This is a genomic window from Mesorhizobium sp. Root157, from assembly GCF_001427385.1.
Lineage (GTDB): Bacteria > Pseudomonadota > Alphaproteobacteria > Rhizobiales > Rhizobiaceae > Mesorhizobium.
Genome location: NZ_LMGJ01000012.1, coordinates 532,615 through 546,544, shown reverse-complemented (window position 1 = coordinate 546,544; position 13,930 = coordinate 532,615). Strand labels below are relative to the sequence as shown.

15 protein-coding genes and 1 pseudogene are annotated in these 13,930 nt (G+C 61.8%); 12 read left to right on the top strand and 4 right to left on the bottom strand.

All coding sequences use genetic code 11. From position 1 onward, the window contains the following. Nucleotides 1–13 precede the first annotated feature (13 nt). The 7 genes from ASD64_RS10585 to ASD64_RS10555 all read left to right on the top strand — a co-directional run bounded on the left by ASD64_RS10585 (nucleotide 14) and on the right by ASD64_RS10555 (nucleotide 7,579). Nucleotides 14–223, top strand: a complete 210-nt coding sequence (locus ASD64_RS10585; protein ID WP_056104709.1) for a CbtB domain-containing protein — start codon at nucleotides 14–16, stop codon at nucleotides 221–223. A gap of 11 nt (nucleotides 224–234) precedes the next feature. Further along, the gene (locus ASD64_RS10580; protein WP_056104706.1) at nucleotides 235–984 is read left to right on the top strand and encodes a CbtA family protein; all 750 of its coding nucleotides are present in this window, start codon (nucleotides 235–237) and stop codon (nucleotides 982–984) included. A 70-nt stretch (nucleotides 985–1,054) separates the two neighbouring features. Then, nucleotides 1,055–1,618, top strand: coding sequence for a hypothetical protein (locus ASD64_RS10575; RefSeq protein WP_056104703.1), 564 nt, complete (start codon nucleotides 1,055–1,057; stop codon nucleotides 1,616–1,618). A gap of 85 nt (nucleotides 1,619–1,703) precedes the next feature. Continuing rightward, on the top strand, nucleotides 1,704–2,345 hold the full coding sequence (locus ASD64_RS10570; protein ID WP_056104700.1) for a TetR/AcrR family transcriptional regulator: 642 nt from the start codon (nucleotides 1,704–1,706) through the stop codon (nucleotides 2,343–2,345). After that, entirely contained in the window at nucleotides 2,314–3,480 is a 1,167-nt protein-coding gene (locus ASD64_RS10565) for an isovaleryl-CoA dehydrogenase (protein WP_056104698.1), read from the top strand. The genes ASD64_RS10570 and ASD64_RS10565 overlap by 32 nt, the downstream gene beginning before the upstream one ends. Continuing rightward, nucleotides 3,480–5,087, top strand: a complete 1,608-nt coding sequence (locus ASD64_RS10560; RefSeq protein ID WP_056104695.1) for a carboxyl transferase domain-containing protein — start codon at nucleotides 3,480–3,482, stop codon at nucleotides 5,085–5,087. Before ASD64_RS10565 ends, ASD64_RS10560 begins: the two co-directional genes overlap by 1 nt. Before the next feature lie 533 nt (nucleotides 5,088–5,620). Further along, nucleotides 5,621–7,579, top strand: coding sequence for an acetyl/propionyl/methylcrotonyl-CoA carboxylase subunit alpha (locus tag ASD64_RS10555; RefSeq protein WP_056104692.1), 1,959 nt, complete (start codon nucleotides 5,621–5,623; stop codon nucleotides 7,577–7,579). Nucleotides 7,580–7,791: 212 nt separating this feature from the next. Here ASD64_RS10555 and ASD64_RS10550 read toward each other — a convergent pair whose 3' ends face one another. After that, nucleotides 7,792–8,058 carry a sel1 repeat family protein gene (locus tag ASD64_RS10550; RefSeq protein WP_056104690.1) on the bottom strand — a complete coding sequence of 89 codons (267 nt, stop codon included), beginning with the start codon at nucleotides 8,056–8,058 and terminating at the stop codon, nucleotides 7,792–7,794. Nucleotides 8,059–8,483: 425 nt separating this feature from the next. Between ASD64_RS10550 and ASD64_RS10545 the strand changes: the two genes are divergently transcribed. After that, a complete protein-coding gene (locus ASD64_RS10545) occupies nucleotides 8,484–8,825 on the top strand; it encodes a DUF2147 domain-containing protein (protein WP_056105063.1) in 342 nt (113 codons plus the stop codon). 57 nt (nucleotides 8,826–8,882) lie between these two features. Here ASD64_RS10545 and ASD64_RS10540 read toward each other — a convergent pair whose 3' ends face one another. Then, a complete protein-coding gene (locus ASD64_RS10540; RefSeq protein ID WP_056104687.1) occupies nucleotides 8,883–9,587 on the bottom strand; it encodes a glutathione binding-like protein in 705 nt (234 codons plus the stop codon). A 169-nt stretch (nucleotides 9,588–9,756) separates the two neighbouring features. On the opposite strand from ASD64_RS10540, the gene ASD64_RS21390 reads away from it, so the two are divergent. From ASD64_RS21390 to ASD64_RS10530, 3 genes are all read left to right on the top strand, one after another. Beyond that, on the top strand, nucleotides 9,757–9,912 hold the full coding sequence (locus ASD64_RS21390; protein WP_200957823.1) for a hypothetical protein: 156 nt from the start codon (nucleotides 9,757–9,759) through the stop codon (nucleotides 9,910–9,912). A 22-nt stretch (nucleotides 9,913–9,934) separates the two neighbouring features. After that, nucleotides 9,935–10,129 carry a hypothetical protein gene (locus ASD64_RS10535; RefSeq protein WP_056104684.1) on the top strand — a complete coding sequence of 65 codons (195 nt, stop codon included), beginning with the start codon at nucleotides 9,935–9,937 and terminating at the stop codon, nucleotides 10,127–10,129. A gap of 82 nt (nucleotides 10,130–10,211) precedes the next feature. Further along, on the top strand, nucleotides 10,212–11,711 hold the full coding sequence (locus ASD64_RS10530) for an AMP nucleosidase (protein ID WP_056104681.1): 1,500 nt from the start codon (nucleotides 10,212–10,214) through the stop codon (nucleotides 11,709–11,711). A gap of 18 nt (nucleotides 11,712–11,729) precedes the next feature. Here the strand turns inward: ASD64_RS10530 and ASD64_RS10525 are convergent, their stop codons facing one another. Beyond that, nucleotides 11,730–12,335, bottom strand: a complete 606-nt coding sequence (locus tag ASD64_RS10525) for a DUF922 domain-containing Zn-dependent protease (protein ID WP_056105061.1) — start codon at nucleotides 12,333–12,335, stop codon at nucleotides 11,730–11,732. 29 nt (nucleotides 12,336–12,364) lie between these two features. On the opposite strand from ASD64_RS10525, the gene ASD64_RS10520 reads away from it, so the two are divergent. Then, nucleotides 12,365–13,459, top strand: a complete 1,095-nt coding sequence (locus ASD64_RS10520; protein WP_244480760.1) for an endonuclease/exonuclease/phosphatase family protein — start codon at nucleotides 12,365–12,367, stop codon at nucleotides 13,457–13,459. Between the two features lie 48 nt (nucleotides 13,460–13,507). On the opposite strand, the pseudogene ASD64_RS22040 reads toward ASD64_RS10520, so the two are convergent. Further along, nucleotides 13,508–13,837 (bottom strand): annotated as a pseudogene (locus ASD64_RS22040) (4Fe-4S dicluster domain-containing protein); the annotation flags it as partial. Nucleotides 13,838–13,930: the final 93 nt, after the last annotated feature.

The following is a 13,930-nucleotide window of genomic DNA, read 5'->3' as shown; positions in this document are numbered from 1 at the left end:
CAGGAGCCGTGAAATGTCCGACATTGCCTACGCACCAAGTGCGCTACCCCAGCCTATTCCTGTGCGCGAAATTCTGCCTTGGGCGGTTTTCGGCGGACTGCTCATGCTGATCGCGATTTACTTCATCGGCTCCGAAGAAGGCGCAATGACGCTGGTCTCGGGGCTGAATACACATGAATTCGTTCATGACGCCCGCCATCTGCTCGGTTTCCCCTGCCACTAGGAGACAGGCACATGGTTGGAAGTCTCTTGTTGCGCGGGATGCTGGTCGGCATCCTCGCGGGACTGTTCGCGTTCGGCTTTGCCCGAATTTTCGGTGAACCTCAGATCGACCGCGCCATCGCCTACGAAGAGCAGATGGCCGCAGCCGAAACCCCCTCTGCCCAACCGGCCGAGGAAGAGCCTGAACTGGTCAGCCGGGCAACGCAGGCCGGCCTCGGCCTTTTGACCGGCTCCGTCATCTACGGTGCCGCTATCGGCGGCCTGTTCGCGCTGGTCTTTGCCTATGTCCATGGGCGCATCAGCCCACTCGGACCTCGTGCCACGGCTGCATTGCTGGCACTCGCTGCCTTCATCGCCATCGTTTTGGCGCCGGCGCTGAAATATCCGGCAACGCCGCCCGCCGTGGGCAGTCCGGAAACGATCGGCGCACGAACGGAACTGTTCTTCCTGATGCTGGTGATCTCGATTGCGGCCCTCGTTGTGGCGGTTGCGCTCGCCCGGCGGTTGTGGGCTCAGCATGGCGCATGGAATGCCGGCATTGCCGGCGCTGCGGCCTTCGTCGTCATCATCGCTACCGTCCAGTATGCGCTGCCGACCATCAACGAAATCCCGGAAGGCTATTCCGCCGACCTGCTGTGGCGTTTCCGGACATCGTCGATCGGCATGCACGCCGTGCTCTGGACGGTCATCGGCCTGGCATTCGGCGCCCTCGCAGAGCGGAGCTTTGCAAGCCGGTCAGGCCGTCGCGCAGCCTTGCGCTAAAGCCATGAAGCGGCGCGTTTCCCGGTCGAAATGCGCCGCTGCGTTTCTTTGCACTACCCTGGCGGCGACGATGCAGGCAAATGCCCATCGTCGCAGCGCCGATGGTGCTGTCAGCGGCATTGCCATTGCCAGCCTGTCGCACGGCCAGATGGCGGTGCTTTCCGATTACCGCAGCGAAATCCTTGCGTTGGCCGACCGCCAAAGCCGCACTGACGAAACATTCCATCGCCTGAAGAACTTCGGCGCCATCCAGTACACCTACTGCCTTTGGGGGCTGGTTCCGGGCAGCCTCGGGGACGAGACCAGCCCCTTCAACGAATGCAGCCACGCCTATCTTTCGGCAGCGCGCGAACTGCTTGCCCATATGCGCCGGACCTCGGCCGACAAACAGCCCGTCGAGGACCTGATTTCGCGGATCGATGCCGACATGGTGCGCAAGCAGGCTTCGTTCGTGCAGTGCCAGTACAGCGCCGAATCCTTCAATACGGCGGGCCTCATCTATCCGGCCTGGACCGATGTGCCGTCGCATCTGCCCAGCCTCGGCGCCTTCGCAGGCCTGGCCGCGGCCCTGACGGCGGGATCGTTGGCGCTCGGCGGCACAACCAGACGCAAACCCGGCAACGAAAACGGCTGAACCTCAACGGCCCGCAGACCACCACAGCTGTCCTCTCTTGAATTAATTGAACGGTTGTTTTATTATCCTTCGAACGAGGGTAACAATGGCGCGCACCACTGGTTCAGATGGCGAGAAGACCGAAGCCGCGATCCGCGCGGCAGCGGTGGAACTGATCGCGCGCTATGGCTACGAGGCCGTATCGATGCGGCAACTGGCAGCCGAGGTCGGCGTTCAGGCGGCAGCCCTCTACCGCTATTTCCCGACCAAGGAAGACCTTCTGTTTCGCCTCATGCGCGCCCACATGGACGCGCTGATCGAGGCCTGGAACGCAGCGCGCCCCGCAATGCCCGATCCGACAGCGCGCCTCGTCGCCTATGTCACCAACCACATCGCCTTTCACATCGCGCGACGGCCGGCCACGCATGTCTCCAACATGGAATTGCGCAGCCTGTCGCCCGAGCGCCTGACGCAGATCCTCAAGCTGCGCACCGCCTACGAGAAGGAACTGCGCACCATCTTGCGCGACGGCGCGGAGAACGGCAGCTTCGACATCGAGGACACCGGCCTCACCGCCATGGCGCTGATCCAGATGATGACCGGCGTCATCGTCTGGTTCCGGCCGGGCGAGCGGCTTTCGGTGGCCGGCGTGACCGAAACATATCTTTCCATGACAATGCGCCTCGTCGGCGCAACAATGAGCCGGGAGCAAAACCATGTACACACACGCGCTCAACTTCGGGCTTGACGAGGACGTCGCGGCCCTTCGCGACCTCGTCCAGCGCTTTGCCCAGGAAAAGATCGCGCCGCTGGCGGCCGAGGTCGATCGCAGCAACGAATTTCCGGCGCATCTGTGGGAAGAGATCGGTGCGCTCGGTTTGCTCGGCCTGACCGCCGATCCGCTCTATGGCGGCACCGGCATGGGTTATCTCGCCCATGTCGTGGCGATGGAGGAGATTTCGCGCGCTTCCGCCTCGGTCGGCCTTTCCTACGGCGCGCATTCCAACCTGTGCGTCAACCAGATCAACCGCTGGGGCACCAAAGAGCAGAAGGAAAAATACCTGCCCGGACTGTGCTCCGGCGAAGCCGTCGGCGCGCTCGCCATGTCCGAGCCCGGCTCCGGTTCAGATGTCGTCTCGATGCGGCTGCGGGCGGAAAAGAAGAACGACCGCTACGTGCTTTCCGGCACCAAGATGTGGATCACCAACGGGCCGGACGCCGAGACGCTGGTCGTCTACGCCAAGACCGACCCGGAGCGGAAATCGCGCGGCATCACCGCCTTCCTGATCGAGAAGGATTTCAAGGGCTTCTCCGTGGCGCAGAAGCTGGACAAGCTCGGCATGCGCGGCTCCAACACCGGCGAACTGGTGTTCGACAATGTCGAGGTGCCGTTCGAAAACGTGCTGGGCGAAGAAGGGCGCGGCGTCGAAGTCTTGATGTCCGGCCTCGACTATGAGCGCACGGTGCTTGCCGGCGGCCCGCTCGGCATCATGGCGGCTTGCCTCGACGTTGCCGTTCCTTACGTCCACGAGCGCAAGCAGTTCGACCGCCCGATCGGCGACTTCCAACTCGTCCAGGGCAAGCTTGCCGACATGTACACCACGCTCAACGCCTGCCGGGCCTATGTCTATGCCGTGGCGTCCGCCTGCGACCGTGGCGAAACCACGCGCAAGGATGCCGCCGGCTGCATTCTCTATGCTGCGGAAAAGGCGACGCAATGCGCGCTCGACGCCATCCAGCTCCTGGGCGGCAACGGCTACATCAACGACTACCCCACCGGCCGCTTGCTGCGCGACGCCAAGCTCTACGAGATCGGCGCCGGCACGTCCGAAATCCGCCGCTGGCTGATCGGCCGCGAGATGATGGCCGAAGAGGTCCAGTGATGGCCGTCATCCATTCCCAACTCTCCCCCGCCTCCGAGGCCTTTCGCAGCAACGCCGACAAGATGCGGGAGCTGGTCGCCGAAATCTCCGAAAAGGCCGCGCATGTGCAGCGCGGCGGCTCGGAGGAGGCCCGCCACCGTCACGTCGCCCGCGGCAAGCTGTTGCCGCGCGACCGCCTGGCGCAATTGCTCGACACCGGATCGCCCTTTCTGGAAATCGGCCAGTTCGCGGCCTTCGACATGTATGGCGGCGACATCGCTTGCGCCGGCATGATCGCCGGCATCGGGCGGGTCGAGGGGCGCGAGGTGATGGTCGTCGTCAACGACGCCACCGTCAAGGGCGGCACCTATTATCCGCTGACCGTGAAGAAGCATTTGCGGGCGCAGGAAATCGCGCTGCAGAACAATTTGCCCTGCATCTATCTGGTTGATTCCGGCGGCGCCAACCTCCCCAACCAGGACGAGGTGTTTCCCGACCGCGACCATTTCGGCCGCATCTTCTACAACCAGGCCACGATGTCGGCGGCGGGCATTCCGCAAATCGCCTGCGTCATGGGCTCGTGCACGGCCGGCGGCGCCTATGTGCCGGCGATGGCCGACGAATCGATCATGGTGCGCAAGCAGGCGACCATCTTCCTTGGCGGCCCGCCGCTGGTGAAGGCCGCCACCGGCGAGGAGGTCAGCGCCGAGGAACTCGGCGGAGCCGATCTGCATACGCGCGAATCGGGCGTTGCCGATCATCTTGCCGTCGATGACGAACATGCACTCGCCATCACCCGCCGGATCGTCAAGAACCTCAATCGAAACAAGGCAACAGGCCTTGATTTGCAGAAACCTGCGCCGCCGCTTTATGCGCCGGAAGAGATCTACGGCATCGTGCCGACCGACATGCGCCAACCCTATGACGTGCGCGAGGTCATCGCCCGCATCGTCGACGGCTCGGAATTCGACGAATTCAAGCAGAATTACGGAACGACGCTGGTCACCGGCTTTGCCCATCTCTACGGCATGCCGGTCGGCATTCTTGCCAACAATGGCGTGCTGTTTTCCGAGTCCGCGGTGAAGGGCGCACATTTCATCGAATTGTGCTGCCAGCGGAAAATCCCGCTGATCTTCCTTCAGAACATCACCGGCTTCATGGTCGGCCGCAAATACGAAGCCGGCGGCATCGCCAAGGACGGTGCCAAGCTGGTGACGGCGGTGGCCAGCGCGCAGGTGCCGAAGGTGACGATGATCATCGGCGGTTCGTTCGGCGCCGGCAATTACGGCATGTGCGGACGCGCGTTTTCGCCGCGCTTTTTGTGGATGTGGCCGAATGCGCGCATTTCTGTGATGGGCGGCGAACAGGCGGCCATGGTTCTGGCGATGGTCAAGCGCGAGGGCATCGAGCGCAAGGGCGAGACATGGAGCGCCGAGGACGAGCAGAAATTCAAGAAGCCTATCCTGATGAAGTACGAGCATGAGGGCCACCCGCTCTATTCATCGGCGCGGCTGTGGAACGACGGCATCGTCGATCCGGCGAAATCACGCGACGTGCTGGCGCTTTCCTTGTCGGCCGCGCTCAATGCGCCGATCCGTGAAACGAAGTTCGGCGTGTTCCGGATGTGATTCATGGAGCACAGAACATCTTCCGAAACAAAATCTATCCACACCCCTTGGCACCGCAGCCATAATGGCGGCAGCTTCTCCTTCGGGAACACCGGTCATGACGGTGATTGCGTGGGGAGGAGCCGGCGCCTCCGCCGGTTCGCTAACGTGGCGTATCGTCCGGGGGGCTCGTCCTGGGTAGTCCAGGGGGCACTACGACCCCTGCGTGCCGCGAAAGGGCACAAAGGCGGAAAACGGTTTGTAGAAGCGCGGGCCGAGCCACAAGCAAAGCCTATAGCCTCCTTCCCGTTTCCGAGTAGACGGAACGGGCGGGCCGATAAATCGCCGGACGGGCGGCCGCAAGGTCGCACCAACTTACCAAAACGAGCGTCCCTGCGGTCGCCCGTCTTCCCGGCCTTTCGCTGCCTGAAAGGTCAGTTTTTCGGCAATGGCCAGACGGGCGAAAATCCGGGCGTGGCGAGGATGAAGGTCGGCCCTCGCCAGCGCGCCCCGCAGTGCCTGCACATGGAATCTCTTATCGGAGCGCCGCGCTGATGTTCTCGAAAATCCTCATTGCCAATCGCGGCGAGATCGCCTGCCGGGTCATTCGCACCGCGCGCAAGATGGGCGTGAAAACGGTCGCCGTCTACTCCGACGCCGACGCCCGGGCGCTGCATGTGCAGGAGGCCGACGAGTCCGTGCATATCGGCGCGTCGCCCGTCGGCGAAAGCTATCTGCGCGGCGATAGGATCATCGCGGCCGCCAAGGCGACCGGGGCTGAAGCGATCCATCCGGGCTACGGATTCCTGTCCGAAAATCCTGACTTCGTCGATCAGGTGGTGGCCGCCGGCCTCATCTTCATCGGTCCTTCCGCCACCTCGATCCGGGCGATGGGACTCAAGGATGCGGCCAAACGGCTGATGGAAAAAGCCGGCGTGCCGGTGGTGCCCGGTTATCACGGCGAGGCGCAGGAGATCGTGGTGCTGGCTTCTAAGGCGAGCGAAATCGGTTACCCGGTGCTGATCAAGGCGCGCGCCGGCGGCGGCGGCAAGGGCATGCGGCGGGTGGACGATCCCGATGAATTCGCCGAGGCGCTTTCGGGTGCGCGGCGCGAAGCCAAGGCCGCGTTCGGCGACGACCGCGTGCTGGTCGAAAAATACGTCGACAAGCCCCGCCATATCGAAGTGCAGGTGTTCGGCGACAACTACGGCAACGCCGTGCATCTCTTCGAACGCGACTGCTCGGCCCAGCGCCGCCACCAGAAGGTCATCGAAGAGGCCCCTGCCCCCGGCATGACGCCGGAACTGCGCGCGGCCATGACCGAGGCAGCAGTGACGGCGGCCAAGGCCATTTCCTATTCCGGTGCCGGCACGATCGAGTTCATCGTCGATGCTTCCCAAGGCCTGCAAGCCGACCGCTTCTGGTTCATGGAGATGAACACCCGCCTGCAGGTCGAGCATCCGGTGACGGAGATGATCACCGGCATCGATCTGGTCGAATGGCAGCTACGGGTTGCTTCGGGCGAGACATTGCCAGGCACACAGGATGAAATCAGGCTCTACGGCCACGCTTTCGAGGCACGCCTATATGCCGAAGACGCGGCAAAGGGCTTCCTGCCGGCAACTGGAACGCTTCACCACCTGAAATTCCCCGATACGCCGCCCCAGGGTGCCTCGATGCGCGTCGAGACAGGCGTCAGGGCCGGCGACAGCATATCGCCCTTCTATGACCCGATGATCGCCAAGCTGGTCGTCCACGCCGCGGACAGGCAAGCCGCGCTTGCCGCGCTCAGCGACGTTCTGGCAAGAACCGAAGTTGCCGGCTCGACCGTGAACACCGCCTTTCTGGCCGCGCTGGCGGCAGACCCCGACTTCGCCAGGGGCGATGTCGATACCGGCTTGATCGGCCGCCATCAGGAAGCGCTGACGACACTCCCCGCGCCCACCTTTGAAATCGCCGCCGCCGCGGCTTTTGCCGCTTCGGGCTTTGCCGACCGGACAATATCGAACGATCCGTGGTCGGCGCTCGGCGGCTATGCGCATTTCCAGGGGATGGAGCGGGAAGTCCGCTTGAAGTATGGCGACCATGATATTCCGGCCAGGATCATCGCCGCAGCGGGCAATGGAGTTGCCATCAGGCTCTACGGCGACACGATCAGGCTTGGCAGCGCTGCCAACCAGCAGCGCGTGGCGCGCTGGCCGGGACATGTCACCATATTCGACGGAGCCGTCGGCCATGTATTCGCGGTGCCCGACCCGCTGGCGCGCGCGGAAGAAGCGCTGGCGGGAACCGGCAACCTGCGCGCGCCGATGCCCGGTCTGGTCAAGCTGGTGCGCGTGGCAAAGGGCGACAGCGTCGCCAAGGGCCAGCCCCTGCTGATCCTCGAAGCGATGAAGATGGAACATACCATCTCAGCCCCCCATGACGGCATCGTCGCCGACATTGCCGCCGAGGGCGAACAGGTCAGCGACGGCACGGTGCTGGTGAAATTCGTCGAGAAAGCCGAGAGCTGATGGGAGCGCCGGGGCGGCCAACCACAAGAACGGGACGGCCCGCACGCCAAGAGCCGCGCCGATCTTGTTTCGATCGGTCGCGGCTCTTGGCTGGCACAAGCTTCCCCGGCGCCCCCGCGCCTCGAAATCCCGTTGCCTCCCTGTTTGGTCACGCAGGTTCGTTGGAGCGGCCCTGCTTCATTGTCGCCCGCTGGAGGTCGGGCTGCAATCTTTCAGTGCATCGTCATCCATTCGCGCGCTTCGCGCAGCGCCTGGGCGATTTCGAGCTTCGACATTGTCGCCGACAATTCGGAGCGCAGTTCTGCCGCACGGGCCGAACCCTTGATCGCGGCGATGTTGAACCATTTGTGGGCGGCAACCGGGTCGACGTCGCAGTCGCGGCCGGTCGCATACATCATGCCAAGCTCAAAAAGGATGTCGGCCTGCGCCGTGGCGCCCATCGTGCCGAAGCCAACCTCAAGCATTTCAAAACGTGCCATTTTTATCCCCTGTCCTGCTCCTGAGCGCCGCCTTGTTTCATCCGTGGAGGCTGCCCGTTCGATGGTTTGGAGAATGCAGCAGGGGCTTGAATCCGCCGTTAAATGACGTGCTTAACTTGAAGAAAACAAAGCTAAAACAAGAGGTAAACGCGAGAATTCGTTAAGGATAGAAAGCCCGCAATCGCGCGGTTTTTCGTTCAACTTGATGAAAATGCCCAACCTGGGGCTCAAGACTTCGCTAACCACGGCAAAGCATGAGGATGCCGCAACGGTTTCAATTCGTCGGAAATGACGCGCAAAAAAGTCGCGAAAAACGCGCGCCCTTCCGCTGCGGCACCGCTTTTTCTTTGGTGGAGACTGAACTAGCTTACGTTCGCGTAAGAGGCAAAGCGGACCATACCGCACGGGCCGACAGGGAGGAGACGATGTTTCGTAAGACTGGCTTGGCAGCGATCGCCATTCTCATGGCAGCCGGCTCGGCATGGGCCGACCCCATCGAGGGAACGTGGAAGCGGCCGAACGGCACCTTGATCACCTATGCCGGCAGCGGAAGTAAATTCTGCGGCACGGTGATGACGGGCGAATACAAGGGCAAGTCGATCGGCTGCATGACTGGCAGCGACGGCACCTACAAAGGCACGGTCAACAAGCTCGACGAGGGCAAGACCTACTCCGGCAAGGCAAGCGTATCCGGCAACACGCTAGCACTGTCAGGTTGCGTGCTTGGCGGACTGATCTGCAAGAGCGAGAGCCTCGCCCGCCAATAAGCGGCATTTTGAATAAGGGTAGCTGCCGGTTTCGCCGGCAGCTACCCGCAATGGCTTTCAGGCCCGGGCCTTCTGCCCGAACAGGACTTTTTGAGCCTCCTTGTCGTCGGCCAGATTGCGGCGGTGCTCCCGCCCGATTTCAACCCCCGTCTGCACGGCAGGCCTGGCCGAGATCGCCTCGAACCATCGCTTCAGGTTGGGGAAATCGTTGAGGTCCTGGCCCTGGTTCTTGTAAGGGCGCGTCCACGGGAATGCCGCCATGTCGGCAATCGAATACTCGCCGGCCAGATAATCGCGGTCGGCCAGGCGCTTGTTCATCACGTCGTAGAGCCGGTTGACCTCATTGGTGTAGCGGTCGATGGCATAGGGAATCTTGTCGGCGGCATACTGGCGGAAGTGATGCGCCTGACCGGCCATCGGACCGAGCCCGCCCATCTGCCAGAACAGCCATTGGTCGACCTCCGTGCGCTGGCGCTCATCGGCGGGATAGAACCGGCCGAACTTGCGGCCCAGATATTGCAGGATGGCACCGGACTCGAAAACGGAGATCGGCTTTCCGCCCGGACCTTCCGGATCGATGATCGCCGGCATGCGATTATTCGGAGAAATCTTCAGGAATGATGGCTCGAACTGCTCGCCACGGCCGATGTTCACGTATTTGATCGCGTAGGGAACGCCAAGCTCCTCCAGCATGATCGAAATCTTGTGGCCGTTGGGCGTCGGCCAATAATAGAGTTCTATGGGCATGGTCTGCGACGTCATTCCGGTTCTCCGAATAGATGAATGTCTTTGCACATAAGCCTCACGCCGGTGGGCACAAGGCGCCCGGCCGGTAAAACACCGTCAATAAATTTGAACCGAAGATGAACGGCCTTCTCAGAGGCGGTTCAGGGGCCTGAGCGCATTGTCGTGCCTAACAAAGGGGACTGACATGCTTGCTCGCCGTTTCACCATCGTCTGCCTGCTCACGACTTTGTTCGGAATCGGCTTTGCCATCCTCGTCGCGGAAGCCAGCCGTCAACCAAGGCATTGGGATGAGGTTCGGTCCGACACGTGTCGCGTCGCCTGCGGCAAGTTCGGCCGTTAACCGCCAATACGGGATCGCCGTCATGAACCACATCACCGACAACACCATTAAAATCCTGCGGTTGCTGCCCCGTGCTGGATGCATCCTGCTCGTGCTGGCGGCACCGGTTCTGGCGGTGCCCAGCATGCGTGACAGCGCAAGCTCGACGATCGAGGCTCCCGCTATGAAGAAAAACGGCCTCGGTTTCGTCCTTCTTGTGAGCCTGCAGCGCGGTTGAGCCGCAAGAGGAGCCTAACACAGCCGCCCGGCAGAGGATTCCACCCCCTCCCAACCGTCCAGACAAGGCTCTATAGTGAGCCATGGAAAACCGAATCTATCCGCAGGCCATTGAATCCGTCGTGACGCCCGAGCCGTTTGCCCGGCAAAGTTTCAACGACCCCGCCGAAGCGGTTGCGGCCCTGCAAACGCTCTATGGGCGAAACACCAAGTTCCTGCGCGACTCGTTTTCCGCGCTGGCATCTGGCGGCGACATCGACACCCGCTATCGTGCCTTCTATCCGGAGGTCGGCGTCGTCACCAATTCGTTCACGCAGGTGGATTCGCGCCAGGCATACGGCCATATGCCGACGCCCGGTCATTTCTCGACCACGATTACGCGCCCTGACCTGTTCGAGAGCTATCTCGACGAGCAGCTTCGCCTGATCATACGCAACCATGGCGTTCCGGTGATGGTTTCGGAATCGAGCACGCCCATTCCTCTGCATTTCGCTTTCTTCGAGGGCAGCTACATAGACGGGGCAGCGGCCGAGCGCATTCGCCGACCGATCCGCGATTTGTTCGATGTACCGGACCTCGACGGCACCGACGACCAAATCGCCAACGGGACCTTCGAGGTGGCGCTCGGCGAAGCGCGGCCACTGGCGCCTTTCACCGCGCAGCGAGTCGACTATTCGCTGCACAGGCTGTCACACTATACGGCGACGACGCCCAACCATTTCCAGAACTTCGTCCTGTTCACCAATTACCAGTTCTACATAGACGAGTTCGTTACACGGGCTCGCGACCTGATGGCCACGGGTGGCGGCGGCTATACCGAATTCGTCGAGCCCGGCAATATTGTGACCGTAGCCGGCGATACCCGAACGAGCGACGCCGCTGCGTTCCGGTTGCCGCAAATGCCCGCCTATCACCTAAAGAAGCCGAACCACGGTGGCATCACCATGGTCAATATCGGCGTCGGCCCGTCCAACGCCAAGACGATCACCGATCACATCGCGGTGCTGAGACCGCACGCCTGGGTCATGCTTGGCCACTGCGCAGGACTGCGCAACACGCAAGCGCTGGGAGACTATGTACTTGCACACGCCTATGTGCGCGAGGACCACGTGCTCGACGACGACCTGCCGGTGTGGGTGCCGATCCCGCCACTGGCGGAAATCCAGGTAGCGCTTCAGGAAGCGGTACAGGAAGTCACCGGCCTTTCAGGCTACGATCTCAAGCGCATCATGCGAACGGGCACGGTTGCCACCATCGATAACCGCAATTGGGAATTGCGCGACCAGCGCGGCCCGGTGCAGCGGCTTTCGCAATCGCGAGCCATTGCCCTCGACATGGAATCGGCGACGATTGCCGCCAATGGCTTCCGCTTCCGCGTGCCATACGGCACGCTGCTATGCGTCTCCGACAAGCCACTGCACGGCGAACTGAAGCTACCCGGCATGGCCACGGAGTTCTACAAGCGCCAGGTGGCCCAGCATCTCACCATCGGCATCCGCGCCATGGAAAAGCTGGCCGAAATGCCGATGGAGCGACTGCATTCGCGCAAGCTGAGAAGTTTCTCCGAGACGGCCTTCCAGTAAGCCGCCGTTTCAACCGGCCTATTGCCCGTTGACAAGGGCCAGGATCAGCCGGTGCATGTTGCCGCCATCACCCATCTCAGCCCGATCGAAATCCCGGCTGCGCTCCCGTTGCCGCAGGGATGCCTGCGACAGCGACGGGATGATCGCTTTCCTCACCTTCTGACATTTCGGATCGTCAGCGACCGAAAAGCCGATGGTGGCCTCTTCGATCTCCGCCAGCATCTCCTTGATGTGGACGCCATGCACTTCCTCATGGCGGTGGACGCCTTGAATGAAGGCATCCCACTGTTTTCTGGTAGTGGCGGGCAAATCGCCGGCAGGCTTGGGCAATGTGTAAGTAATGATCAGTTTGGGGCGTGCCGACACCAAGGTGCAGCCGCCGTCGTCCTGCGGTTTGTATTTTCTCGACCACGTCAGCTTGAAATTGGTATGCGCAATGGTACGCGCAGCCCCGACCTTCGGGCCGCGTTCACCGATCGACCGGTAGAGCTCGATGCCAGTCTTGCCGATTATCGTGTAGCTTTCGACCCGTTCCACGGTTTCGCCACTGGCATGGGTGCTCACGACGCTTCCTGCGAAAGCAGTCGCCAGCAAGATTATCCACGACCCAGCAGCTGGCCTCATGCCCTTCCCCTTCATCCTTGGCAATTTTCGTGCGAAACATACGTATTGCCGGCCTTACCATCAATGAGCCGCAATTCCTTGGCCAATCAACGCGCATGAACCGGGGCCGTATCGCTTTTCAGCCATTGATGCTGCTTTGCCTGACTGCAGCGACCATCCCGCTGCTGCTGGGATTTTTCGGTTCCTTGCATCCTGCACTTGATTCATTGGCGCATTTTCGCGTGCACCTGGCGGTTATCGTGGCCGTGCTTGCTCTGCCGCTACTGACCACAACCTATCTGGTGCAGGCTATTTCGGCCTTGGTCTTTGCGGTCGTGGCGTTCTCCACCACCACAGACACACTGAATTTACTTGGCTCGAAACCGGTGAAGGCGGCATTCGAGGCAAAGCCTGCCAACCAGGCGGTCTATCGGCTTTTGCAGATGAACCTGCGTTTCGACAACCGCACGCCGGAAAAGGTGCTGTCGCTGGTCGGCCGGACCAAGCCTGACGTGGTGACGCTCGATGAAGTGTCGTCAATGTGGGACGGCAAGCTTGACCTGCTCAAGAGCGCCTACCCTTACCGGGTGGTCTGCCCTCGCCCCAACAGTGTCTTCGGCGTCGCGCTCCTGTCGCGTCGGCCGTTCACGGAGAACGAGGAAACCCATTGCTTCGAACGGGGATCGCTCGCCGTCGCAACCGTGGATTTCGCAGGCGCGAAGGTCGACGTCGGCGCCATCCATCTCGGCTGGCCATGGCCTTTCCAACAGGAACGGCAGATCGCGATCCTGTTGCAGCCATTGGCCTCACTGGCGCCGACCGCAATCATGGCGGGCGATCTGAACGCGACGCCCTGGAGCACAGCGGCCCACGATATCGCCAAAGCCGGAGGGTTGACGCTGATGCACTCGGTCGGACCAACCTGGCTGTTTTTGCCCTTTCCCGATTTCCTGCGTTTCGCAGGCCTGCCGATCGACAACGTGTTCAGCAAGGGCGATATCCTTATCCACTCTGCTGAACGCCTCGAGAGCATTGGATCCGATCATCTTCCCATCTTGATCGAATTCTCCATCAAATCCGGAGTCGACCAGCATGACGATGAGAACGAGACGGCCACGGTGTCTGCCGAACAGCTACGCAGCTAAGCCCTTCGCCGGACAGACGGCAGTCAAGACGGTCCCGCCGCGGCCCTCTCACATATTCTGGTAGACGGGGCCTTCACCGCCTTGCGGCGGTACCCAGTTGATATTTTGGTTTGGATCCTTGATGTCGCATGTCTTGCAGTGAACGCAGTTCTGCGCGTTGATGACGAAATGCACATCCTTGGCTGATGGGTCAGCGGCGGCGTTGCCTTCAGCATCGACCCATTCATACACGCCGGCCGGACAATAGCGGGTCGAGGGGCCGGCAAAAACATCGTGCTCGGATCGCTCCTGCAGCGCCATGTCCTTGACCTGCAAATGCACCGGCTGGTCTTCCTCATGGTTGGTGTTGGATAAGAACACTGAGGACAGGCGGTCGAAGGTCAGCACGCCATCCGGCTTCGGGTAGGCTATCTTTTGGTGCTTCAAAGCGGGCTCCAGCGACGCAGCATCGGTCTTGCCATGCCTCAGCGT